Source organism: Streptomyces dryopteridis, from assembly GCF_049606955.1.
Classification (GTDB): Bacteria; Actinomycetota; Actinomycetes; order Streptomycetales; family Streptomycetaceae; genus Streptomyces.
Genome location: NZ_CP187114.1, coordinates 435,766 through 461,906, shown reverse-complemented (window position 1 = coordinate 461,906; position 26,141 = coordinate 435,766). Strand labels below are relative to the sequence as shown.

The following is a 26,141-nucleotide window of genomic DNA, read 5'->3' as shown; positions in this document are numbered from 1 at the left end:
AGTCGCGGCGATGATCATAAACAAGCCATACCGGAATCTTTTCGTCCGCATGATCGGGCCGATCCTGCGGGTCAAGGGCGGGCGGGGTGGAGGAGCCATTGGTGGACCGTGTGTGCGGTGGACTCCGCGTGTTCCTCCAGCAGGGAGAAGTGGTTGCCCGGGGCCTCGACCCGGGTGTGTTCGACCTCCCAGTCGGGCCGCCACAGCGGCTCCGCGTCCTCGCCGAGGACCTCGCGCAGGGGGCCCGGCGCGGCGGCGCCGACGAACAGGGTGGGGGTGGCGACGGGCAGCGGTCGCCAGCCGTCGAAGAGCTCCGCGTACCGGGCCATCGCGGTGAGTTGTTCGTCGTCCAGCGGCAACCGCGGGTGCGTCTCGACGAGTCGGCGCGTGATGGTGCTCATGTCGGCGCTCAGACCGGCGCGGGCCCTGGCGGGCGAGTCGAGCAGCACCAGGGCGGCCGGGGGAGTGCCGTCGGCTTCCAGCCGGCGCACGATCTCGTGCGCCGGCCAGCCCCCGGAGGAGTACGCCACCATGGCGAAGGGCCGTTCGGGGAACCGCTCCCGCAAGGCCGCGACCCAGACGTCCACCGCCGCCGGCAGGGTGCGCGGCAGCGGCTCGTCCGCCGCGTAGCCGGGCATGTCGCCCGCCCAGACCGAACGCAGGCCGCGCAGGGCCATCGCGAACCTGAGGTACTGGTGGACCCCGGTGGGGGCGATGAGGGACGGCAGGCAGACCAGCGCGGTCCCCTCCGTGCCCTCGGCGAGGTGGAGGAGGTCCGGGGCCAGGCCGGCGGGCCGGGCGGTGAAGCCGGGGCGCATCCGGGCGGCGGCCCGCAGCAGGGACCCGGCCAGGTCCGGGCGTCCCGCCGTCATGGCCTCGGTGAACAGCGTCCCGATGGTGGGCGTGGGGACGTTCGCCTCGTCCACCGGCCGGTGCACGGGCCCGGGCGCGGGCGGGGATGGGGGCACGGGCCCGGGCGGGTCCGGCAGCGGTTGCGAGGGCCCCGGTCCGACCAGGGCGGTCACCGCCTCGGGCCGGTCGGCCAGGAGGTGGTCGACGAGCCGCGCGATCGAGTCCTGTTCGAAGAGCAGGGTGGAGGACAGCTCGCCCAGATCCCGGCGCAGTGCGTTGGTGAACTGCAGGACGAGGATCGAGTCCATGCCGTAAGCGGTGAGGGGGGTCGCCGGGTCGATCTTCTCGACCGGGATCCGCAGGATCCGGGCCGCCGTCTCCACGAGGTGGTCGGACAGGGCCGCGACGGCGGTCACGCCCGGCGTCGGGGCCGACGGCTCCGGCACGGCGACGGGCACCGGCACGGGTGCCGCCTGGACCGGAGCCGCCCGCACCGGCGACTGGACCGGCGACTGGACCGGCACTTGCACCGGCACTTCGACCGGCTTTCGGACCGGCACCGTCGGGACGCCGGCCCGGGGCGCGGCCGGTGTTCGGGCCGGGACCCGTTGGCGTGCGACGCCGTCGCCCTCCGCCGCGATGATCTGCTGGCCCAACTCCCGCGCCCGGGGCAGCAGGGTGAGCACCGGGGAGAAGCCCTCGTCGCGCAGCACGTCCCGCCATGCCTCCGGCGCCAACGCGGGGGAGCCCGGCACCCGCAGCGCCCCGTCCTCGGCCAACCACCACCCCTCCAACAGCCCGAAGGTCAGGTGGCTGAAGACGTCGAAGGCGGTCAGCTCGTTCAGCAGCAGCCACCCCTTGTCGCGCAGCGCGGCCTTGGCGTTGCGCAATGTGGCCCGGATGTCGCGGGTGGCGTGCAGGACGTTGGCCGCCACGACCAGGTCGTAGTGGCCCTGCCCGATGCCCTGGTCCGCGAGGGGCCGCTCGACGTCGAAACGGCGACAGTCGAGGGCGGGGACCTCCGGTCCGAAGCGGCTCCGGGCCCGATCGAGGAACGCCTTCGACAGGTCGGTGTACGTGTACGTCTCGATCGCGTCCCCGAAGGGCCGGAGCGCGGCGAACAGGCCGACGCTGGTGCCACCGGTCCCGGCGCCGATCTCCAGGATCCGGATCCGGGCGCCCGGGGCCCGGCGCAGCCGCTCCGCGACGATGCCGGAGGCCGCGGCGGCCAGGGTCCGGTTGAACGCGTCGGCCACCCTGTTGTCGCGGTAGCAGCCTTCGACGAGTTCGACCGAGCCGCGCGGGAACAGGACGTCCGTCGCCGGGACGCGACCCGTCAGGACGGCCGGCAGCGCCCGCAGCGTGGCGTCGACGAGCCCGAGCTCCGCCGCCTTGTCCGGATCGGTCGACCACTGGGCGCACCGCCGCGCCCATTCGCGCCGCAGGACCTCCAGGGGCGGTGCCTCGTCCGGCATCACGCGCAGGGAGTGGGCCAGCCACGCCGTGTACCGTTCGGCGATCCCGGCGCGGGCGCGCGGGTCCCGCGGGGCGTCGGCGCCCGTTCCGCGCGGGTCCCCGGGGCGGACCGCGCCGAGGTCCTCCAGGTGTGCGCGGAGCAGTCGGCCGAGCAGCGGATCGCGTTCGGCGCGCCGCCACTCGGCCGTGGCGCGCAACAGCCGGTCGTCCGCCTCGGGCGCGTCGGCGGCGGCGGTGACCGCAGCCGCGGGCACGCGGTGGGCGGCCCGCCCGTACACGGTGGTGCGCAGCGTCGGGTCGACGGGTGCGAGGGCCGCCGGATCGCTCAGCCGCACGAAGCCCAGGTGCGGCTGGGGGCCGGTGAGGAGGGTGTCAAGGGCGGCCATGGCCTCCGGTGGTTCGATCGACTCCAGGCCCCAGCGCGCCATGCCGCGCCGGTGGAACGGGGAGGAGACGCTGCCGATCGAGCCCCACCAACCCCAGTTCATCACCTTCACCGGGCAGCCCAACTCCTCGGCCATCAGATGGGCGTAGGAGTCCGCGAAGGCGCAACCGGCCGCGTAGTTGGCCTGCCCGGCGGCCGGCGTGAAGGACTGCAGGGAGGAGAAGAAGAGGGCGAAGTCCAGGGGCTCCCGGGCGAAGACCCGGGCCATGGCCACACTGGTGTCGGCCTTCGCCGCCAGGGCGGCGCGGAACTCCGCCTCGGACATGCCCGCCAGGCTCCGGTCGCGCAGCACGAGCGCGCAGTGGACGACCCCGTGGATCCGTCCGTACCGGGCCACGATCTCCTCGCGGGCCGCGCGCAGGGCCTCGGGATCGGTGGCGTCGGCGGTGAGGTAGCTCACCTCGCCGCGGCCCCGGACGGCCCGCAGCCGGGCCTCGATGTCGGGGTCCGAGGGGCGGCGACCGAGCCAGACGACGCGGGCCCCGTGGCGGTCGACCACGTGCCGGGTCCACGCCTCGCCGAGCCCCCCGGCCCCGCCGACGACCACGTACACGCCGCCCTCCCGGTACGGGGCCGTCGCGGCGGGCGCCGTGACGCAGGGGGCGAGCCGCCGGGTCAGCCACTGGCCCGAGCGGCGGACCCAGGGCCCGCCGGGGGTGCGGGCGGGCAGGTCGGCGAACGCGACCCCGTCACCGGAGTCGTCGAGGTCCACGCGACGGACCGTCCAGTGCCCGTACTCCTGCTCCAGGGACCCGAAGAGGCCGTGCAGCGCGGCCTGGGCGGGACGCGGCGCCTCGTCCGCGCGACCGGGCAGGGCACCCCGGGTGACGAGGGTGACGCCGAGGGGACGCGTCTCGTGGCCGGTGGCCAGCAGCGCCTTGACGGTGCGGAACGCGGCGATCACCCCGCCCTCCAACGCGCCGCCGAACCCGTCGCCGTCCAGCGCGCGCGGCGCCGTGTCGGGCGCGATCCACACCAGGTGGTCGATCGGGCCGAGGGACCGCAGGGCGGCGGCCCGCTCCGCCGGGTCGGCGGTCGGGGACGGGGTCCAGGCGAGGGCGCGGGGGTGGGTTCGGGCGATCTCGGCGAACCGCGCGTCGGACGCCCCCACCACGAGCACCCGGTCCCCGGAGGACGGACCGCTCACGTCCGGCCCCGTCCCGTCCGGCCTCGTTCCGTTCGAGGCCGTCCCGTTCACGGCCGTGCGCACCGGCTCCCACACCGGGGCGAACAACGAAGGGACCGGCTCGGGCACGGCACGCGAGGTGTAGCCGACCATCCGGATCCGGACCTCCCCCGCGTCGGTGACCAGGTCGATGTCCAGCCGGCCGAGACCGCTCCCCGGCCCCCGACCGTCCGCGGCCCGCACCACGGCCCACATCCGGGGCGCGCACGGGCCCAGCACGGTCAGTTCGTCCAGCGCGAACGGCACCAGGACCGCACGCCCCACCGCCGCGTCACCCGCTGCCTCACCCTCCGCCGACAGGGCCGCCGACGCCTGGATCGCGGAGTCCAACAAAGCGGGCGGCAACACGAACGAGGCCGCCCCCTCGGGGGCGTTCAACCGGGCGACGACCGTGCCCGGGCCCACGTACGCCTCCTCGACGGCGCGCAGCGTCGGGCCGTGCTCGATGCCCGCGGCCACGAGCGTCTCGGTGATCCGCGCGCCCGCCACGCGCCTCGGACAGGCGGTGCGGAGCGCGGCGAGGTCGACGGGGTCCGGACGGGCGGCGCCGGCGGGCAGCACGCGGCCCTCGCAGTAGGGGCCCGCCGCGTCGGAGGGGGACCCGATGGTGAACCCCGCGCCCGCCCCGGCGGGTCGCGCCACCACCTCCACCTCCCGGGCCGGGCCGTCCAGGACCAGGGGCCGCACCCAGGTGACGTCGCGCATCGTGAACGGGGCGGCGGGGTCCGCGTCGAGCGCGCGGACGACGACCTCGCGGGCCAGCTCCAGGTGCACCACCCCGGGCAGCACGCGTCGGCCTCGCACCACGTGGTCGCGCAGGAAGCTCTCGTCGCCGGCCAACCTCGCGACCCCGCGCACCGCGCCGGAGCCGTCGGGAACGAGAGCCGTACCGGTCGGTACGGGATGGTCGGACGTCTCCGTCTCCGTCTCCGCCGCCGGGGGCAGGGGGGCCGCCGGCGGGGGCGGGGTCGGCGTCGCCCAGTGGCTCTCGCGGGCGAAGGGGTACGGGGGCAACGGCACGCGGCGCAGCCCCTGTTCCGGACCCGGCAGGACCCGTGCGAACTCGATCCGCGCACCCCGCACGAACCGCTCGGCGAGGTCGGACAGATCATCGGGGCGTGCGTGATCGGCCGGGTCGGACGACCCCGACGTACCGGCCTCGCCGGTGTGGGCGCGCGGCCCGTCGAGGCCCTGTTCCAGGACCCGGACCAGGTCGTCGAGGTCGTGGACGACGCAGGCGTAGCGGTGCGGGAAGTGGGCGCGGCCGACGGCGAGGGTGTGGCCGACGTCCCCGTGGTCCAGGGTGCCGTCGCGGCGACAGTGCGCGGCCAAACGGGCCAACTGCTGCGCGAGTTGCTCGCGCGAGCGGGCCGAGAGCACGATGAGCCGGGGCGCGGGGGAGGGGCGTGGGGTGCGCGGCGCGGGGAGCGCGGGCGCTTCCTCGACGACGAGGTGCGCGTTCGTCCCGCTCGCGCCGAAGGAGCTGACGGCGCCCCGGCGCGGACCGCCGCCGGCGGGGGCGGGCCAGGGATGGGTGCGGGTGCTCGGGTAGAACGGGCTGCCCTCGAACTCGATGGCCTCGTTGGCCTGTTCGAAGTGGAGCGAGGCGGGGATCCGCCGGTGCCGGAGGCCGAGGAGGAGCTTGATCACGCCGGCGACGCCGGCCGCGTACTGGGTGTGCCCGAGGTTGGTCTTGACCGAGCCCAGGGCGCAGTAGCCGGATTTCCGGGTGCCCTTGCGGAAGGCCCGGGTCAGGGCCTGGAACTCGATCGGGTCGCCGAGCCTGGTCCCGGTGCCGTGCGCCTCGACCACCTGGACGGTCTCGACGTCGACGCCGAACCTCTCGTGGACGGTGCTCAGCAGGCGTTCCTGGGAGAGGGAACTGGGGGCGGTGACCCCGTTGGTGGCCCCGTCGTGATTGGTGCCGGACGCGCGGATCACGCCGTGCACGTGATCGCCGTCGGCGAGGGCGTCCGAGAGCCTCTTCAGCACGAGGACGCCGACCCCCTCGCCCGGCACGAACCCGTCGGCGCGCCGGTCGAAGGACCGGCACCGGCCGGTCGGGGAGAGCATGCCCGCCCGGCCGGCGAGCTCGTACAGGCGCGGGCCCGTCTGGAGGTACACGCCCCCGGCGAGCGCGGTGTCCGTCTCACCGGACCAGAGGTCCTTGCAGGCCAGGTCGATGGCGACCAGGGAACTGGAGCACGAGGTGTCGACCGCGATCGCCGGACCCTTGAGGTCGAGGAAGTACGCGATCCGGCCGGGAATGACGGACGCCAGGTTCCCCCAGAACGCCTGGGCGGGCGCGTCCTCGTCGATCAACCTCCGGTAGTCGCCCTCCCAGCAGCCGACGTAGACCCCGCAGGTGCGGCCGGCGAGGGCCTCGCCGGCGTGACCGGCGTCTTCGAGCGCCTTCCAGGACTCCTCCAGGAGCAGGCGCTGTTGGGGGTCCATGACGGCCGCCTCGACCCCGGAGACGTTGAAGAACAACGGGTCGAACTCGTCGATCCGGTTCAGGAACCCGCCCCGGGTGCAGAGCGGGTTCCCGGCCGGGTCACGGTCCGGAAGGGGCCAGCGGGTGGCCTCGCCGACGAGGTCGTGGCCTCGCGCGAGGTGCTCCCACAACTCGTCGAGCGAGTCCGAGCCCGCGAACCGGCCGCTCATCCCGATGACGGCGATCGGCTCGCGAGGACCGGCAGCCGGGCGGACCGGCGCGAACGCGGGCACGGGCGCGGGCACGGGCGTGGACGTGAATGTGGGCGCCGGTGTGGTGAGGGGCTCCGGGAGGGTCAGGGCGTCGCGGTGGGCGTCGAGCAGGTGGGTGACGAGCCGGTCGGCCGAACTGTGGTCGTAGACCACGCTCGTGGTCAGGTCCAGGGAGAGGGCCTCGTTGAGCGTGTGGACGAACCGGACCCCGAGGATGGAGTCGAGCCCGTACTCGGCGAAGGCGCGCCCGCCGTCGATCTCGGCCGGGTCCATGGCCAGCGCGGCGGCCAGGTTCTCGCGCACGAGCCGGCCCACCCGCTCGTCGAGCGCCGGCCCCGGCCCGCCGACGGCGTCGAGAACCGGCGGGGTCGGCCCGGGCGTTCCGGCGGAGGCGGGCACGGCCGGCCGGTCCGGGGCGAGGGTGTCCACCGCTTCGAGGTCCCCGGCCCAGTACCGGTCACGGGCGAAGGGGTAGGTGGGCAGGGAGATCCGGCGGGGTGCGGCGGGCGCGTGCAGGGCGTCCCAGTCGGGCGCCGTGCCCTCGGTCCACAGGGCGGCGAGTTCGGCGAGGTCGCCGCTCTCCGCGAGCCGTGTCGGGGCGCCGTGCGCCCGGGGGACGGTGCCCCGGTGGACGCCGGGCGCGGCCCCGGAGTCGCCCGCCGGATCCGCGCGCAGCACCTCGCGGAGTTCGGCCACCGAGGACACGACCACGGCGAGCCGCTCCTCCAGCGGCTCCCGCCCCACCTGGAGGGTGAAGGCGAGGTCGGGGAGGGCGACCCCGGCCCCGGCCCCGTCGAGGTGGTCCGCCAACCGTGCCGCCTGGGCGCGCAGTTGCCCGGGGGTGCGGGCGGACAGGACGATCAGCTGTTCGGCCGCGCCCCCCGTCGACGCCCCGACGGACGCGGACGCGGGCAGGGGACCCGGGTCGGACTCGGGCACGTGTTCCTCCAAGATGACGTGGGCGTTGGAACCGCCGGCCCCGAACGACGAGACCGAGGCCAGCCGGGGGCGGTCCCCGGGCCAGTCGGCGAGCGTGCGCTGGAGGAAGAAGGGGCTCCGCTCCAGGTCCAGATCGGGGTTGGGCTCCTCGGCGTGCAGGCTCGGCACGAGCCGGCGGTGGCGCAGTTGCAGGACGGCCTTGGTCAGGCCCGCGATGCCGGCGGCGGCCTCCAGGTGCCCGATCGAGGACTTGACGGACCCGAGCGCGCAGAACCCCCGGTCGTCGGTGTCCCGGGCGAAGGCGAGCTTCAGCCCCGCGATCTCGATCGGATCCCCGAGTTCCGTGCCGGTGCCGTGCGCCTCCACGCAGCCGATGTCACGGGCCGAGACCCCGGCCCGGTCGAGGGCCTCCCGGATCAGCTCGGCCTGGGCCCGGGGGTTGGGCACCGTGTAGCCGTGCGTGCGACCCCCGTGGTTGACGCTGCTGCCCCGGATCACGGCCAGCACCCGATCGCCGTCGGCCACGGCCCGGGAGAGCGGTTTGAGCAGGACCGCCCCGACGCCCTCGCCCGGCACGAACCCGTCGCCGCCCTTGCCGAAACTGCGCGGTTCGGGGCCCGTGGACAACATGGTGGAACGGCACAGCTCCACGTAGTCGAGCGGGTGCAGGTACAGGTTGACCCCGCCGGCGATGGCGGCCTCGCAAGACCCCCGGTACAGGTGCTCGCACGCCTCGTGGATCGCGGTGAGCGACGCCGAGCACATCGTGTCGAGTGTCAGGCTCGGCCCGCGCAGGTCCAGGACGTGGGAGACGCGGGCGCTGACCGAGGCGAAGGACACGGCCGGCACGACCGGTTCCCCCGACGGCAGCCGGCGCGCGCCGTACCGGCCGTGCCCGGACTTGGTGACCCCGGCGAAGACGCCGACCCGGTGCCCTTGCCGCTCGGCGAACTCGGACGGGGCGTGGCCCGCGTCCTCCAGGACCTCCCAGCATGCCTGGAGGAACAACCGCTCCTGCGGGTCCATCGCGTAGGCGTCCCGGGGGGCGATCCGGAAGAACAACGGGTCGAACGCGGCGAACTCGTCCAGGAACCCTCCCCATTTGCCGTAGCTGCGGCCCGTCGCGATCGCGGTCGCGCGATCGGGTTCGTGGAACCCCTCCAACGGCCAGCGGTCCGGGGGCACCTCACGGATCCGGTCCCGCCCGGCCTTGAGGTCCGCCCAGAACGCGGTGAGGTCCGGCGCGCCCGGATAGCGCCCGCTCATGCCGATCACGGCGATCGGCTCCCGCCGCCCGGTCGCGGTCGCGGTCGGATGCGGGGCCGGGACCGGGTGTGGAGGCGGGGGCGGGGTCGTGGTCGGCCGGGGCAGGACCGGGCGCCGTGCGGGACCGCCGGCCGCGAGACGCGCGGCGACCGCCCGCAGGGTGGGCGCTTCGTAGAACAGGGTCTTGGGCACCTCGGCGTGTGTGCGGCCCAGCTCCCTGGTGAGTTGCACCACCGTGATCGAGTCCAGTCCCGCCGCGTGCAGCGGGTCGTCGGGGGCGAGGGCGCCGGCCGGGAGCCCGGTGATCCGGGCGAAGACCTCCGTCAGCAGCCGCAGCGACTCGCCCTCGTGCCCGTCCTCGACGGTGCCGGAGCTCGGGCCCGTGACGAGGGCCGGGCCCGTGGCGAGGGCCGGGTCGGGGTCGGGGGTCGGGTCGGCGGTGCGCGCCGGTCGGGGCGCGGCCGGCAGGTGGGCCGGGTCCCCGTGGTGCACCCACACCTGCCCTGGGCCCGGCCGTCCGCCCCGAACGGCCAGGCCCCAGGCGTGGGCCAGCGCCGCCATGCCGTCGGCTGACTCCATGGGCACCAGCCCCCGGCTCCGCCGGAGCCGTGCGAGCCCCGCCTCGTCCAACCGCATTCCGCCCTCCCGCCACAGCGGCCAGGCGATCGACAGTGTCCGCCCCGCACGCTCCCCGGTGGCGACACGCGCGTTGCGCAGGTCGGCGAAGGCGTCCGCGAAGGCGTTGGCGGTGGCGTAGTCCGCCTGCCCGGGGTTGCCGGTGATCGCGGAGCCCGAGGAGAAGACCAGCAGGAACTCCAAGGGGTCCGGGCCCACGACGTGGTCGAGGTGGACGAGACCGGCCACCTTCGGCGCCAGCACCTCCTCCCATTCCCGGGGCGTCTTGCGGTCCAGCGCGGCGTCCCGCAACACCCCGGCCGCGTGCACGATGCCGTGCAGGCCCCCCGACTCCTCCCGGACGGCGCGGACGAGGTGACGCACCTCCTCCCGCCGCGAGACGTCCGCCCGCGCGTACCGGGCGTCGGCGCCGGCGGCCCGCAACCGTGCCAGCAGCGCGTCGACGCGCGCGTCCCGGGGCGAGCGGCCGGTGAGCACGAGCGTGGGACCTGCCACGTCCCGGGCGACGGCCGAGGCGACCGCGGAGCCGATCCCGCCGGCGCCGCCCGTGATCAGGTACACGCCGCCGTCACGCCACGGCGGCCCGTGGTCCTCGGTCGCGGACGGTTCGACCCGCTCCCAGGAGCGCACGCGGTGGACCCCGTCGCGGTGGAGCACGAGGTCCTCCTCGGCGTCGGCGTTCCGCGCCACCAGGTCCGCGACGGTCTCCCCGTCGGGGATCGGCCCGCCGGCCGGATCGAGGCAGAGGAGCCGCGCGGTCAACCCGGGGTCCTCGGCCGTCGCGGTCCGCAGCAGGCCGGCGAGGGCCGTGTGCACCGCGTCGTCACCTCCGGCGGGGGCCACCACCTGGACGAGGGTGCGGCCGGCGGCGGTGGTGACGAGCTCGCGGACGATCTCGAACACCTGGCGCGACACGTCCTCGAACCGGTTCTCGATCCGTCGTCTGTCGGTCTCCACGGTCAGGCACCGCGCCTGGGGGACCCGCCGTCGGACGGCGTCCCGTGCACCGGCGAGCGCCCCGCACAGCACCACCACCCGCCGGTCCGGGGCGGCGCCCCGCGGCCTGCCCGATGCCGGGGCCGCCGCCGGGGTCCACCGGGGCAGGAGCAGAGAGGTCCGGGGGCTGAGGGCCGCGGGCGCGGGCTCGGCCGCCGCCTGTGGCCGGGGCCCGTCGGGCTCCGGAATCCAGAACCGCTCCCGGGCGAAGGGATAGGTCGGCAGGTGCACGCGGCGCGGCGCCGACCCCCCGTACAGGGCCCGCCAGTCCACGGTCACCCCCTCGACCCAGTCGGCCAGCGCCCGCGCCGGGTCCCCGTCCGGGTGCACGGGCGCCGGGTTCGCGGGTCGGGTCACGGTGCCCCGGCAGCCGTCGCCGAGCTCGTCCGTGTCCCCGGTGAAGGCCCGGAGCCGGTCGACGAGTTCCCGGTGCGAGCCGACCACCCAGCCCACGCGCTCGCGCATCGCCTCCCGCCCGCTCTGGAGGGTCCAGGCCAGCGAGGGCAGGGCGGGCGGTGTCCCGCCCGACTCCAGGCGGTCGAGCATGGCCCGGGCGAGCACCCGCAGGCGCTCGGGAGTGCGGGCCGACAGCGGCACCACGACCCTCGCGGGCCCCTGCTCCCGCCCGGCCGCGCCGTCGGGGGCGGTCGCCCGGTACTCCTCGACCACCACGTGACAATTCGTGCCGCCGAAGCCGAAACTGCTGACCCCGGCCCGTCGCGGGGAGCCGTCCTCGTGCCCGCGCCACGGCTCGTTCTCCCGCAGGAGACGGAACGGCCCCCCGTCCAGTTCGAGGTAGGGGTTGGGTTCGGCGCAGTGGAGCGAGGCCGGGAGGACCCCGTGCCGCAGCGCCAACAGCACCTTCAGCAGCCCCGCGATCCCGGCCGCCGCCTCCAGGTGCCCGATGTTCGTCTTCACCGAGCCCAGCGCGACGTCCGCCCGGGCGCCGGCGCCCAGCCGCGAGAACGCGGAGCGCAACGCCCGCACCTCGACGGGATCGCCGAGCACCGTGCCGGTGCCGTGGGCCTCGACGTAGTCCACGCCGTCCGCCGGCACCCCGCGCATCGCGGCGGCGACGAGTTCGGCCTGCGCGTCCGCGTTCGGCGCCGTGAGCGAGTTGGCGCGCCCGCCGTGGTTCTCCGCACTGCCGACGAGCACGCCGAGGATCGGGTCCCCGTCGCGTTCGGCGGCGTCGAGCGGCTTGAGGACGACGACGCCGACGCCCTCCCCCCGCACGTAGCCGTCCGCGTCCCGGGCGAAGGTCCGGCACCGGCCGGTCGGGCTCAACATGCCGGCGCGGTGGGCACTGACGAAGGTGTCCACGCCGAGCAGGAGGTTGACCCCGCCGGCGATCGCGAGATCGCAGGTGCCGGATCGGACGGCCTCCACGGCCCGGTGCACGGCGACCAGCGAACTCGAACAGGCCGTGTCCACGGGCTGGCTCGGGCCCCGGAGGTCGAGCAGGTAGGAGATCCGGTTCACGAGCATGGAGTGGGCGTTGCCGGTGGCCGTGAACGCGTCCGGCGCGACGCCGTGCGCGGTGAGCAGGTGCGCGTAATCGGTGCCCGAGACCCCGAGGAAGACCCCGGTGTTCCGGGGCAGGCCGGTGGGCGCGTGACCGCTGTCCTCGACGGCGCTCCAGACCGCCTCCAGCGCGATCCGGTGCTGGGGGTCCATGAGTTCGGCCTCGCGCGGGAGGATCCGGAAGAAGGACGCGTCGAAGGCGTCGACCTCGTCGAGGACGCCCGCGTGGTGCGGGAAGTCGGCCTCCCGGACGATCCGGGCGTAGCCCTCGCCGTAGCGGTGGACGGGGAACGCGGAGACGCAGTCCTCGCCGTCGACCAGCCGGGACCAGTAGGCGTCGAGGTCGGGGGCGCCGGGAAAACGGCCCGCGGCGCCGATGACCGCGACGGGCACGGGGCCGCCGGCGCGTTCGGCACCGGGCGCCTCCCACGCGGACCGCGACGGGCCCGCGACAGCCGTGCCGGCGGGCGGGGCCTGCTCGGCGCCGGCGCCGGCCCGCGCCGTCCGGAGCGCCCGGACCCGGTCGGCGGAGCCCGCGACGAGGTGCGCGGCGAGGGCGCCGAGGGTGGTCACGTCGAAGAACACCGCCGGGGTCAGGTCGATGGCGAAGGACTCCTTCACGAGCTTGGCGAAGGCGACGAGCGAGATGGAGTCGAAGCCGAAGGCGTCGAACCCGGTGTGGGCGTCGAGTTCGGCGGCGTCGAACTTGAGCAGGCCCGCCGCCAGGACGCGCAGTTCCTCGGCCGCGAACGCGACGAGCCCCGCGTCTTCGCCCGGCTCCCGCGCCGGCTCTCCCGCCGGTTCCCGCGCCGGTTCGGTCGGAGCGGTCTGCTCCGCGACCCGTGCGGGCCGGGCCGGGACCGTGTCGCCGGGGCCCCAGCGGACGCCCAGCAACTCGACCAGGACGCGCCCGGTCCGGTCCGTCAACCGGATCCGGCCGCCGTCCGCGCCGGCCCGTGCGGGCAGGTCGAGCACCACGTGGGCCACGTCGTCGGCCTCGTGCGCGGGATCGTGGACCCGCACCTCGCCGATCGTGTGCGGGAAGCTCCGCCACCAGTCGGACTCGCCGTGCCCCTTGGCGACCAGGTGCACTCCGTGGGCGACGGCGGCCAGCACGTGCGGGGCGATCCCGATCCCCCGCGCCGTCGGATCGTGGCGGAGCTCGGGCACGCCGACGGCCAGCACGAGCCGTCCGGCGGACGGCCGGCGGGCACCGAGGATCCCGAACGACAGCGGATCGGGGGTGCTGCCGCCCTCGGCGAGTTCCGCCAGGACCCCCTCCCGGTCCAGCACACGCGTCGTGTCCCGGTCCGACCCGCCCGCGTCGAGGTCCTCGACCGGGACCACGGCCGGAGGTCGCCCCGCGTCGGAGCGCACGGTGAACTCGGCGACCGGTGTGCGGGCGCCGTCGGCGTCCTCGCGGGACACGAGACCCTCGGCCGCGTCCCCGCCCACCGGGGTGAGCGTGGTGACCAGCCGGACGGTCTCGGCCCACGGCACCGGACCGTACGACCTCAGGTCGCTCACGCGCGGGGCGCCGGCGAAGCCGGAGACCTTCGCGACGGCCAGGGCCAGGTCGATGACGAAGGTCGGGACGATCCCGCGCACCTTGTCCTGCCGGCAGCCGTAGTCGGCCAGGTCGGCGAGGTGCACGTCCAGCACGTGCCGCACCCCGGCCACGTCCGAGTGGTTGGCCCCGAGGAACGGATGGGGTTTCGTGCTCAGGGCCAGCGGCGCGATCACCGAGGGGGCGCCGGGCTCCGGCTCCGTCCAGCACCGCACCCGGGCGAAGGGATAGGCCGGCAGCGAGACACGGCGCGGCGGGCGCGCCCCGGACAGCGGGGCCCAGTCGACGGACCGACCCCCGGTCCAGGCGAGGGCCAGGTCACGGGCGGCCGGTTCGTCGGCGGCCGGGGCCGGCGCATCAGGGTCCGCGAGCGCGGCGGCCTGGTCGAGGTCCCCGGCGAGACGGCGGTCCACCGCCCGCAGGACGGCCTCCCGACCCCGGGCGAGGAAGGCCCAGCGGCGCGGCAGCTCGTTCTTCCCGACCCGCAGGGTGTGGGCCACCGCGGGCAGGTCCACCTCCTCGGACGCCGCCAGGAAGGACCGGAACCGGGTGAGGACGGCCGTCAACGCCTCGTCCGTCATCGCGGAGAAGACGAACAGCTCGGTCCGCTCCTCGCCCCCGGACCCCGACCCGACCCCGGGAACGTACTCCTCGATCACGATGTGCGAGTTCATGCCGCCCGCGCCGATGGAGGTCAGACCGGCCCGGCGCGGGTGCACCGTGCGGACACCGTCGACCGTCGTGGTCACCGGCTCCCACGCGGCCGGCTCCCGCTGCACCCGGAAGGGCGTGGACGCGAACGCGATGTCCGGATTGAGTTCCCCGCTGTGCAGCGAGGGCGCGAGGGTGCGTTCGCGGAGCTGGAGGAGCACCTTGGTCAGACCGAGCACGCCGGCCGCGTGCAGCAGGTGGCCCAGGTTGGACTTGACCGACCCCAGGGCGCAGAACCCGGTGTCCGAGGTGTGCTCGGCGAAGGCCGTGGTCAGGGCCCGGACCTCGATCGGGTCGCCGAGCGAGGTGCCGGAGCCGTGGCCCTCCACGTAGCCGATGGTGCGCGGGTCCACGCCGGAGTCGGCGAGGGCCTTGCGGACGGCGCGGGCCTGCATGCGCGGGTTCGGCACGGTGAACCCGTTGCGGACGCCCGCGTTGGAGAGCGCGGTGCCCTTGATGACCCCGTGGATCCGGTCCCCGTCGCGTTCGGCGTCGACCAGCGGTTTGAGCACCACGGCGCCCACGCCCTCGCCGAGGATCGTGCCGTCCGCGCCCAGCCCGAAACTGCGGATCACGTCCGAGGTGGCGGTGGTGAAGTGCTCGTGCGAGGAGGTGATCAGGTTGTACGGGTGCAGCAGCAGGTTCACGCCCCCCGCCACGACCATCCGGCACTCCCCGGCCCGCAGCATCTGCACGGCCTGGTGGATGCACGTCGAGGACCCCGAGCACATGGTGTCGAGGAAGATCGACGGACCGGTGAACCCGTAGAAGTACGACAGCATGTTGGGGATGGTCGCCGTGTAGCTGCCGGTTGCCGGCGCGCCGCGGGTCAGGGCGTTCTGGAAGCCGTACAGCCCGTAGTGGTTGCTCATGGTGCCGACGAGCACGCCCACGTCCCCGTCGTACCGTCGTTGGATCGTCTCCCGGGAGTACCCCGCGTCCTCCAGGGCCTCCACCCCGACCTGGAGGAAGAGCCGGACCTCCGGGGACATCCGCTCCGCCTCCCGCTGGGAGACACGGAAATAGCGGGGGTCGAAGGTGTCGATCTCCCGCAGGAAGGTGCCGGTCCGGATGGCGCTCTTGCCGGGCACCTCGCGATCCGGGCTGAGGACGGCGTCATGGTCCCAACGGCGGCGCGGCACGGGCTCGAACAGGTGGCGCCCACCGGCCAGCACCTCCCACAACTCGTCGAGGGTGTCGGCGCCGGGGTAGCGGCCCGAGACCCCGACGATCGCGATGTCGTGCCGGTCCTCGGACACGCCGCGCCCCGCCCGGGCCGGTTCGGGGACGGCCGGTTCGGGGACGGCCGGTTCGAGGGCGGCCGGTTCGGCGACGGACGGTTCGGGCTCGGGTTCGCCGCCGGGCTCCGGTCCCGACTCCCGCGCGGTGACCGGGGGAGGAGTCCCGGCACCGAGCCGGGACTCCAGCGCCGGCCGGTACTCGGCCACCAGGTGGCCCACGACCCCCTCGATGTCGACGTACTCGAAGAAGAGGGTCTTGGGCAGCGGCCCGAACACGTCGGAGAGGCGCTCGGTGGCCTCCAGGATGCCGATCGAGTCGATCCCGTACTCCACCAGCCCGACGTTCGTGCCGAGGGCGGCCGGATCGTGGTGCAGCACCTCGCCCAGGACCGTGCGCAGCAGTTCCGTGGCGTACGCCGTGAGCCGCTCGTCGCCGGGCGGATCCACCGTCGTCCCGGAGGGCCCGGGATCACCGGCCGGTCGGGGGGCCGGCGGAGCGGGCACGCCGCGCCGCTCGGGCACGAGGGAGGGGTCGGAGCCGTACGCGAGGACCACGTGCTCCGGCGCGTCGAGCAGCACGCCCCCGAGGAACCGCAGGCCGTCCTCCGTGGGCAGCGGCTCCCACCCGCGTTCCCGCGCCGTCGCGGCCCGTGTCACCGCGTCGACCGTCATGCCGCCGTCGGCCCACAGCGGCCACCCCACCGACACCGTCCGCCCGGCCCGCTCACCGGAGTCGACGAGCGCCCGCCGGTGCCGGGCGAAGGCGTCCAGGAAGGCGTTGGCCGCCGCGTAGTCGCCCTGCCCCGCGCCGCCGTAGAACCCCGCGACGGAGGAGAAGAGCACGAAGAAGTCCAGATCGAGGTCCCGGGTGGCCGCGTCCAGGTGCAGGGCCCCGCTCACCTTCGGCCGCAGCACCTCCACCGCGTCCCCGGGGTCCTTGGTGAGGAGGTAGGCGTCCCGCAGCGTCCCGGCCGCGTGCACGACGCCGCACGGCGCTCCGTGCTCGCGCGTGATCGCCTCGACCGCGCGCGTCACGTCCCGCGCGCTGCCCAGGTCGACGGCCAGGTAGTGCGCGTCCACCCCGGCCGCTCGCAACTCCGCGAGCGCCCCGGCGGTCTCCTCCCCGGCGGCCCGCCGGCCGCTGAGGACGACGGTGACCCCGGGACACCGCGCGAAGTACCGCGCCACGTGCCGCCCGAGGCCGCCGAGGCCGCCGGTCACCCAGTACACCCCGCCCTCGCGCAGGGCGGGCACGCGCGGCCCGGGATCCCGCGCGAGGTCGACCGGACGCCGCACCCGCCGGGTGCCGTCCGGGGCGAGCCGCACCTCGCAGTCCGTCACGACCGGATCGGCCGCCTCCCGCCGCACGAGTTCCGCGACCCGCCCCGCGTCGGCGTCGGCGAGCCCGCCGACGCGCACCACCCGACCCGCGAGGGCCGGGTGTTCCAGGTGCAGGGTCGAGAAGAGGCCGACCAGCGCGGCGTGGAAGTGCCGCGGGGTCCGCTCGTCGACCAGGACCAGGAAACGGTGGGTTCCCCGGGGCTTGGAGCCGAGAACCTCCCGCACCCGCCCCAGGACGAGCCCGAGGACCGCGTCCACGTCCTGCGCGAGGCTCCGGGGGCGGACCGCGGGCAGCGGGGTGAACCCGATGCCCGCGGCCTCGCGCAGCGCCGCCGGCGAGGGCCCCGGCCCGTCGGCGAGGAAGGCGTGCACCGTGACCGGCCCGCCCGCCTCCCCGACCGGCGCCGCCACCCAACGGGGAGCGGCGGCCACCACGCGGGGTCCGGCGCCCGGCACCGGAGCGGGGGCGTCCGAGGACGCGGCCACGGTCCGCTGGGTCAGCCCGCGCAGCGCGACCCGCACCGTGCCGGTGTCGTCGCACAGGTCGAGATCGAAGGTGTCGAACCCCTTGCCGCCCGTCCGGCGCCGGACCCACGCCCACATCACCTCCTCGCACGGGCCCGACACGTCGAGCCGGTCGAGGGCCAGCGGCAGGGCCAGGCCCGCCGCCTCGGCCCCGGCCTCGGCTCCTGACCGCAGCAGCAGCGTGGCCTGGAACGCCGCGTCCAACACGCTCGGCGGCAGGGCCACGGCGGCGTCGGCGCCGGACCGCCGGATCCGGGCGAGCAGTTCGCCCGAGCCCAGCCGGATCTCGTCGAGCCCCCGCATCGCCGGACCGTACGCCAGGCCGGCCCGACGGAAAGCGGCGTACGCCTGGGCGGGATCGTGGGCGGTGTCGCAGGCGGCACGCAGCGCGTCGAGGTCGAGGACCTCGGGCGTGCCCCCGCTCGCGGGCGGCAGCACCGAGGCCGTGCCCCGGCTGTGCACCACCGGCGGCCCATCTTCGGGCTCGGAGCGGATCTCGTGGCCGAGGGTGCCGTCCGGCCGGGCGGTGATCACCACGTGGAGCTCGACGAGCCGCCCGTCCACCACCACCGGGCGCGGCCACGTCGTGTCCGTCACGCGGATCCCCGTGCCGGAGTGGTCCTCGGGCCGGGTGGCGTACGACACGGCCGCGCGGACCATCTCCACCTGGGCGGCGGCCGGCAGGACCCGGGCGCCCTCGACCCGGTGCGCGTCGAGGAAGGGCTCGTCACCGGTGAAGACGGAGCTGTGGCGCTGCTCGGCGAGGGTGGAGGTGTTGCGGTGCACGAGGGGGTGCGCCGGGCCGACCGCCGGGGCCGCCGGGCCCGCCTCCCCGGCGGGGCGCGGGCGGAACCAGTGGCGTTCCCGGGCGAAGGGATAGGTGGGCAGGTGCACGCGGCGTCCCTCGTCGTGGCCGGGCAGGGCCGACCAGTCCACGTCCTCGCCGGCCACCCACCGGGCCGCGACCGGCCCGATCCCGGCGTCCGGGCCCTCGGCCTCCGGTCCGGTCACGTCGTGGACGGCGCCTTCGGGCAGCGCGCCGTCCGCGAACGCGGCCAGGGCCGTGCGCAGTCGCGTCGGATCCGTCACGAGGAACGCGACGCGCGCCGTCATCGACTCCCGCCCCTCCCGCAGGGTGTACGCGAGGTCGGCGAGGTCCTCGCCCGCGGGCGGTTCCAGGAACGCGTGCAGTCGTCGCGCCACCTCGCGCAGTCGTTCCGGGGTCCGCGCCGACAGGGGGACCACGTGCGGACCCCGGTGTCGCGGCGCGCGCTCCGGCCGGTCGGCGGGCAGGTGCTCCTCCAGGACGACGTGGGCGTTGGTCCCGCCGAAGCCGAAGGAACTGACCCCGGCCCGTCGCGGCACCCGGGCGCCGTCCGGGCCGGCCGGCGGCTCGGGCCAGGGTTGGGTGTCGCGCACGATCCGGAAGGGACTCCCGTCCAGGTCGATCAGCTTGTTCCGCTCGCTGAACCCGACGGTCGCGGGCAGCGTCCGGCCGGCGAACGCGGCGACGACCTTGAGCATCCCGGCGACCCCGGCGGCGCCCTCCAGGTGCCCGATGTTGGTCTTGACCGATCCGATGCCCGTGGCGCCGGGCTCGGGGACGGTGCCCTGGGCCCGGTGCAGGCTGTGGAAGGCCCGTTTGAGGGCGAGGACCTCGATGGGGTCCCCGACCGGTGTGCCCGGTCCGTGGGCCTCGATGTAGGACACGGTCTCCGGGCGGATGCCCGCCCGGGTGTACAGCCCCTCGACGAGGTTCGCCTGCGCGATCGGGTTGGTGACCGTGAGCGAGCCCGTCCGACCGCCGTGGTTGGTGGCGGCGCCCTTGACGACGGCGTGCACGGCGTCGCCGTCGGCGAGGGCTCGGGCCAGCGGCTTCAACAGCAGCACCGCCCCGCCCTCGCCCCGCACGTACCCGTCCGCGCCCTGGTCGAAGGCGCGGCAGCGACCGGTGGGCGACAACATGCCCGCCTGGCTGAAGGCGACGAAGTGCTTGGGGGACCAGCACAGGTTCACCCCGCCGGCGAGGGCGAGCCCGCACTCGCCGTTGCGCAGGGCGGACACCGCCTCGTGGACGGCCACCAGCGAGCTGGAGCACGCGGTGTCGTTGGTGATGCTGGGCCCTTGGAGGTCGAGGAAGTAGGAGACCCGGTTGGAGATGATCGAGTAGGCGGTGCCGGTCGGGAAGTACGCGTCGGTCCTGGCGCCGTCCCGTTCCATCAGCTCCGGGTAGTCCGCATGACAGACCCCCATGAAGACACCGGTGTTCGTGCCCGCCAGGTCCCCCGCCCGGTACCCGGCGTCCTCGACCGCCTGCCAGGCGAGTTCCAGGGCGAACCGTTGCTGGGGGTCCATGCTCTCCGCCTCGCGGGGGGAGACGGAGAAGAAGGCCGCGTCGAAGCGGTCGGCCCCCTCGACGAAGCCGCCCCACACGCTGTTGGTCTTCTCCGCGCCGCGCCGGGGGCTGCCGAACCAGCGTTCCCTCGACCAGCGTTCGGGCGGCACCTCGGAGATCAGGGACCGTCCCGCGACCAGGTGCCCGGCGAATTCCCGCAGGGTCTCCGCGCCGGGCAGGCGCAGCCCGAGCCCGACGATCGCGATGTCCTCGCCCGCGGCCCCGGGTCGTGCGTCCGCGCTCATCGCCGACCCCCGGCGGGCAGCCGGCTCCCGCGTCGGTCGACCACGGTGGTCGGCTTCGTCTCACTGTCGGATGGGGTCCGCATCGAGTCGTCCCGGTTCCTCACGAATTGTTGGTTGAGCAGGGCGGTCGAGAGCAACTGGACGAACGCGTGGTCCTCCTTCGTGCCGATCTCGGCCGGAGGAGTGGACAGCACCTTGTCGACCAGCCGTTTCGCGAAGGACGGGTCGATGCCGTCGATCGTCGCCAGCTCCGCCTCGGACCGCACGAGTTCCAGGTAGTCGGGCCGGTGCTCGTGGAAGGCGGCACTGCCCGGGGCGCGGTAGGGCTGTTTGCGCCGGGCCAGGACGTCCGGGGGCAGGAGGTCCCGGAACGCCTCCTTGAGGATCGCCTTCTCCTCCCACCCGTCGTCGAAGCGGAGGTTGACCGAGGCCGCGGCCCGCACGACGGCCGGGTCCAGGAAGGGACAGCGGTTCTCGACCCCGTGGGCCAGGCTCATCCGCTCGCCCTGGCTGGACAGCAGGTAGCCGGCGAGCAGGGTCTTGAACTCCAACCACTGTGCCTTCTGGACCGCGGACAGGGTCGCGTAGCCGGGCGCGTCCGCGACCAGGGCGAGCAGGTCCGCGAAGGGCTCGTCCCGGTCCTTGAGCAGCCGTTGGACGAACCGGCCGTTCTGGTGGCGCAGTTCGTGGGAGAACAGGCCCGGCAGCCGCTCCTCGGAGAACCGGCCGAGCAGCGCCGTCACGTGCCCCCGGTGTTCCGGCCCGAAGTGGGCGAGTTCGGGGTGCAGCACGGCGATCCGCCGGTCCCGCTCCGCGTCGGACAGCCGGTTCCAGGAGGCACGCAGCATGGTCTCGCGGAAGAGCGAGTAGCCGAGGAACGCCTCGTCGGCGCCCTCCCCGCTGAGGATCGTCTTGACGCCGGCCTCGCGGACGTGGCGCGACAGCAGGTACATGGGGACGATCGCGGTGCGGAACACGGGGACCTCGGCGTGCCGTACGGCGGCGGGGAAGTTCTCCACGATGTCGGCGGCCGAGATGGTGACGGAGGAGTGGGAGGTGCCGAGCCGTTCGGTCACCGAGCGCTGGCTGCCCGACTCGTCCAGGGCGCGGTCCTCGAACTCCACCGAGAAGGTCCGCACTTGGTAGGGGGAGAGGTCGGCGGCGAGGGCGGTGACGATCGAGGAGTCGAGGCCGCCGCTCAGGTACACGCCGACCTCCACGTCGGCGCGCAGCCGCACCTCGACGGCGGCGCGGACCGTGTCGCGGACGAAGGAGGCCGCCTCGGCCGCGGTGCCGGCGAACGGGGCCGCGTCGAGGGCGAGTTCCTCGTGGACCCGCACCGTGTGTTCCGCGCCCCGGACCGTCAGGACGGCGCCGGGCGGGAGCTGCCGGACGCCCTTGAACGGGGACCGGTCCGGCAGCGGGGTCCAGGTGCCGAAGATCGACTTCAGCTCGTGCGGGTCGAGTGCGAACCGGAACCCGGGATGGGCCGCGAATGCCTTCATCTCCGAGGCGAACAGCAGCCCGTCGGGGCGGGCGACGTAGAAGAGGGGCCGTTTGCCGTACCGGTCACGGGCCAGGAAGAGCTCGTCGGCCGCGGCGTCGCGCACCGCGAAGGCGAAGGCCCCGTTGAAGCGGCCCAGGCAGTCCGGCCCCCACTGGAGCCACGCCTGGAGGACGACCTCGGTGTCCGACCGGGTACGGAAGGAACGGCCGAGCCGACGGAGCTCCGCGCGCAGTTCGACGTGGTTGTACAACTCGCCGTTGAAACAGATCCAATACCGCTCGGAAGGATCGGACATGGGCTGCGACCCGGTGACGGGGTCGACGATCGACAGCCGCACCGTGCCCATCGCCAGGGTGTCGTCGAGGTAGTACCCGCTCTCGTCGGGGCCCCGGTGCCCGATCCGAGCCAGCATCGCGGAGATGACGCCGGCCCGGTCGTCGCCGTCCGGGGAGGTGGAGCGGAAGCCCGCTACCCCGCACACGGGGCACCCCCGACTCGTGGACCGGTGTCGTCGAGCCGGTCGGCCACGAACCGGTCGATGGCCTCCAGGGTCGCGGGCACGTCGAGCAGGAACTCCTCGCCACTGATGTCCAGCGCGAACTCGCGTTGCAGGAAGCCCATGAGCCGGATGTACCCGAAGGAATCGATGATCCCGTCCTTGAAGAGATCGCTCTGCGGGGTCACTTCGTCATCGAATTCGATCAGGAACTGCTCTTCGATGAAGCGGGTGATCTTCTCGGTTCTGGTCATGGCACATTCCTCGGATCGTCGAATGTCAGGGCCCGGTCCGGAGGGGCCCGGAAAAGCCCGCACCGATGCGTGCATCTTGCCTCGTCCGCGAGTGGATCACACCCCTGCCACGGCCCCGGAAATCCGGCGGCAAGGAAAGCGAAGGAAATCGGCAAGGGGCCGCCGGCGGCGGGCACAGGGGACGGCAAGGGGGGCGCCGCAGGCTGGTGTCGGACGCGTCGCCGAGGGGGCGGCGGCCCGGCACGAGGTGGGAGAACGATGGCCGCTCTGGACGAACCGTTCACCGTGGGCACGCTCACCGTGCCCAACCGGATCGTGATGGCCCCGATGACCCGGACGGCCTCCCCCGAGGGGGTCCCGGGCGAGGACGCGGCCGAGTACTACGCCCGCCGGGCGGCCCACGGCGTCGGGCTGATCGTCACCGAGGGCACCTACATCGACCGGCCCGCCGCCGGGGCCTACGACCACGTGCCCCACTTCCACGGCGAACGGGCCCTGGCGGGCTGGGCCCGGGTGGTGAGCCGGGTGCACGAGGCCGGCGGCAGGATCATCCCGCAGCTCTGGCACACCGGGGCGGCCCGCACCGCGACCGACCCGCCGGCCGAGACCCCCTCCGGGATCGGACTGGACGGCGCGCCGGCCGGACGAGCGATGACCACACGGGACATCGACGCGGCCGTGGCCGCCTACGCGGCGGGCGCGGCCACCGCGGAACGACTCGGCTTCGACGGGGTCGAACTGCACGGCGGACACGGCTACCTGATCGACAACTTCCTCTGGAGCGTCACCAACCGGCGCACCGACGCCTATGGCGGCGATCCGGGCTCGCGGGCCCGGTTCGCCGCCGAGGTCGTACGGGCCGTCCGCGCGGCCGTGAGCCCCGGCTTCCCGGTCTTCTTCCGCCTGTCCCAGTGGAAACTGGGCCGGTACGAGGCCCGCACGGCGCGGACCCCGGACGAACTGGCGCGACTGTTGACCCCGTTGGCCGACGCCGGGGTCGACGTGTTCCACGGCTCCACCCGCCGCTACTGGCTGCCCGAGTTCGAGGGCAGCGGCCTCAACCTGGCCGGCTGGGCGCGAAAGCTCACCGGCAAACCCGCGGTGACGGTCGGCTCGGTCGGGATGGTCCAGCAGTACGGCACCGGCGATTTCACCTCGGGTTTCACGGGGCCCTCCGACGCCACCGAAATCGAGGAACTGATGGCCCGGCTGGCCCGCGACGAGTTCGACCTGGTCGCCGTCGGCAGGTCACTGCTGGCCAATCCGGACTGGGCGGATCTCGCCCTGCGCGGCGAATTGGCGCGGGCCGTTCCCTATCACCCCTCCGTCCTGCGGAGCCTGCTGTGAAGAACCCCGGAGAGAGGAATTCCATGCCGCACGACACCGGAAAGCAGGCGGACCTCTTCCTGCGATGTCTGGAGAGCCGTGATTTCGACGCCGCTCGGGCCATGTGCGCCGAAGCGGCCGTGGTCTGGCAGAACGACGGAGAGGGCGAACAGCCCCTGAGGGAAAGGCTGAACCGGTTCGAGTCCTTCGCCGAGGGCGTCGTGTCGATGCGCTACGAGGTGCTCCGCCAGTTCCCCAAACCCACCGAGGTGCTCCAGCAGCAGGTACTCCACCTGACCCTGTCCGACGGCACCTCCAGCGAGGGCCCCGCCACGGTGTACTTCCGCTTCACGGGCGACCTCATCGACCGCGTCGAGGAGTGCCTGTACACCGTGCCCGCAGAGCAGGGGACCCCGTGACCGCTCACAACGGACCCGGCGCGGACGCGGTCCCGGTCCCCGGGGAACTGGCGGGGAAACGCGCGGTGGTCACCGGTGGCACCCGGGGCATCGGCGCCGCGATCGTGCGCACCCTCCTCGACGCGGGCGCGACCGTGGTCACCACCGCGCGCCGAGCGGACGCGGAAGCGCCGTCCGCCGCCGGGTTCGTCACCGCGGACCTCAGCACGGCCGACGGCGTACGCGAGTTCGCGGACACCGCGTTGGGCCTGCTGGGCGGCGTGGACATCATCGTCAACAACGCGGGCGGCTGCCGCTCCTTCCACAGCGTGCTGGACACGGAGACCGACTGGCAGTACACGATGGACATCAACTTCCTGGCCCCGGTGCGCCTCAACGCCGCGCTCGTGCCCACCATGCGGGAGAACGGCGGCGGGGTCGTCGTGCACCTCTCCTCCACGGCCACCATCGCGGCCTACCCGATGCTCTACCACTACGCCGCCGCCAAGTCCGCGCTGGAGACGTACAGCAAGGGGCTCGCCGCCGAACTGGCCCCGGACCGCATCCGCGTCGTCTCCGCGTGCCTGGGCAACGTGGACACGCCGGCCTCGGAGACGGCCCGCCGCAGGATCCTCGACCACCCGGGCGGCGCGGACGCCGGTTCGCCCGAGGAACTCGCCGCGCGATGGGCCGCCGAGATCCCCCTCGGACGCATGGGCGAGGCCCGTGACATCGCGGACGCGGTGGGCTTCCTGGTCTCCCCCCGCGCCTCCTGGATCACCGGCAGCAACATCGTCATCGACGGAGGCAAGACCGCGAGCCTGGCCTGAGGACCGCGCCCCCGTTCTGTCCCGTCCCGAAAGGATTCCTGTCATGACCGCCACCGAGGAGGCCGCGCGGGTCTACCCGTTCGGCTCGGTCCGGGGCCTCGACCTCGACCCGGAACTGATCCGGGTCTGCGGCGAGCAGCCCGTGTTGCGCGTACGCCTGCCCTACGGGGGCGAGGGCTGGCTGGTCACCCGGTACGCCGACGTGCGCACGGTACTGTCCGACCCCAGGTTCAGCCGCGCCGCCGCCGTGGGCGACGAGATCCCGCGCACGGTCGCGGTCGGCCTGCCGGCCACCTCCATGCTCAGCATGGACCCGCCCGACCACACCAGGTTGCGCCGCCGGGTGGCGAACGCGTTCACGATCCGCCGGATCAAGGCACTGCGCCCCCGGATCGAGGAGATCGTCGACGGGTTGGTCGACGCCATGACGGCCGCGGGCGCGCCGGCCGACCTGACCGCGGCCCTGACCTGGCCGCTGCCCATCACGGTGATCTGCGAGATGCTCGGTGTGCCCTTCACCGACCGGGACCGGTTCACCGAGTGGGTCGACGGCCTGCTGATGCTCTCCGACCCGGCGGGCGCGGCCCGGGCCCGACACCACCTGGACGCCTACCTCTCCGACCTGATCGCTGCGCGTCGCACCACCCCCACCGACGACCTGCTCGGCGAACTGCTCGCCGACGACGGGGAGGACCCGCTCGGCGAGGAGGAGCTGATCGGCCTCGGGGTCAGCCTGCTCTCCGCCGGCCAAGAGGCCACCGCCAACCAGATCGGCAACTTCGTCTACACCCTCCTGACCCGCCCCGAGCTCTGGGCGCAGCTCGTCGCCGATCCCTCGCTCGTCCCCGCCGCGGTCGAGGAACTGTCGCGTTTCATCCCGATCAGCGCCACCGCGGGTTTCACCCGGATCGCGACCGAGGACGTGGAACTCGGCGGACGCTCCGTCCGCTCCGGGGACGCGGTGGTGGCCGAACTCGGCATGGCCAACCGCGACCCCGAGGTCTTCGACCGGCCCGACGAGATCGACTTCCACCGGGACCGGATCCCGCACGTCACCTTCGGACACGGCGTCCACCACTGCCTGGGCGCCCAACTCGCCAGGACCGAGCTGTGCGTCGTGCTCGACGTCCTGGTCCGACGCCTGCCCGGGCTGGCCATGGCGGTTCCGGCGGACGAGCTCTCCTGGCGGACCGAACGCCTCGTGCGCGGAGTGGCCGCACTGCCCGTCCGCTGGTGACCCCGCCGACGACACCCGAACGCCTCACCCCGAGACGCCACA

7 protein-coding genes are annotated in these 26,141 nt (G+C 74.6%); 4 read left to right on the top strand and 3 right to left on the bottom strand.

The window, feature by feature from the left end:
* Window positions 1-71: 71 nt before the first annotated feature.
* From ACN20G_RS28525 to ACN20G_RS28515, 3 genes are read right to left on the bottom strand one after another with little or no spacing between them, the layout of a single operon-like run.
* Window positions 72-20,051: an SDR family NAD(P)-dependent oxidoreductase gene (locus ACN20G_RS28525; RefSeq protein WP_424216094.1), complete on the bottom strand. Its 19,980-nt coding sequence runs from the start codon at window positions 20,049-20,051 to the stop codon at window positions 72-74.
* Window positions 20,048-22,039 carry an asparagine synthase (glutamine-hydrolyzing) gene (gene asnB / locus ACN20G_RS28520; protein WP_424216093.1) on the bottom strand — a complete coding sequence of 664 codons (1,992 nt, stop codon included), beginning with the start codon at window positions 22,037-22,039 and terminating at the stop codon, window positions 20,048-20,050. Before asnB ends, ACN20G_RS28525 begins: the two co-directional genes overlap by 4 nt.
* Window positions 22,027-22,308, bottom strand: a complete 282-nt coding sequence (locus ACN20G_RS28515) for an acyl carrier protein (RefSeq protein ID WP_424216092.1) — start codon at window positions 22,306-22,308, stop codon at window positions 22,027-22,029. Before ACN20G_RS28515 ends, asnB begins: the two co-directional genes overlap by 13 nt.
* A 258-nt stretch (window positions 22,309-22,566) precedes the next feature.
* On the opposite strand from ACN20G_RS28515, the gene ACN20G_RS28510 reads away from it, so the two are divergent.
* Genes ACN20G_RS28510 through ACN20G_RS28495 form a run of 4 tightly spaced genes read left to right on the top strand, consistent with a single transcriptional unit; the run spans window position 22,567 to window position 26,099 of the window.
* Window positions 22,567-23,655 carry a 12-oxophytodienoate reductase gene (locus tag ACN20G_RS28510; protein WP_424216091.1) on the top strand — a complete coding sequence of 363 codons (1,089 nt, stop codon included), beginning with the start codon at window positions 22,567-22,569 and terminating at the stop codon, window positions 23,653-23,655.
* A 23-nt stretch (window positions 23,656-23,678) separates the two neighbouring features.
* Entirely contained in the window at window positions 23,679-24,053 is a 375-nt protein-coding gene (locus tag ACN20G_RS28505) for a nuclear transport factor 2 family protein (RefSeq protein WP_424216090.1), read from the top strand.
* Complete coding sequence (locus ACN20G_RS28500; RefSeq protein ID WP_424216089.1) at window positions 24,050-24,862, top strand: oxidoreductase; 813 nt, start codon at window positions 24,050-24,052, stop codon at window positions 24,860-24,862. The genes ACN20G_RS28505 and ACN20G_RS28500 overlap by 4 nt, the downstream gene beginning before the upstream one ends.
* 43 nt (window positions 24,863-24,905) lie before the next feature.
* A complete protein-coding gene (locus ACN20G_RS28495) occupies window positions 24,906-26,099 on the top strand; it encodes a cytochrome P450 (RefSeq protein ID WP_424216088.1) in 1,194 nt (397 codons plus the stop codon).
* Window positions 26,100-26,141: the final 42 nt, after the last annotated feature.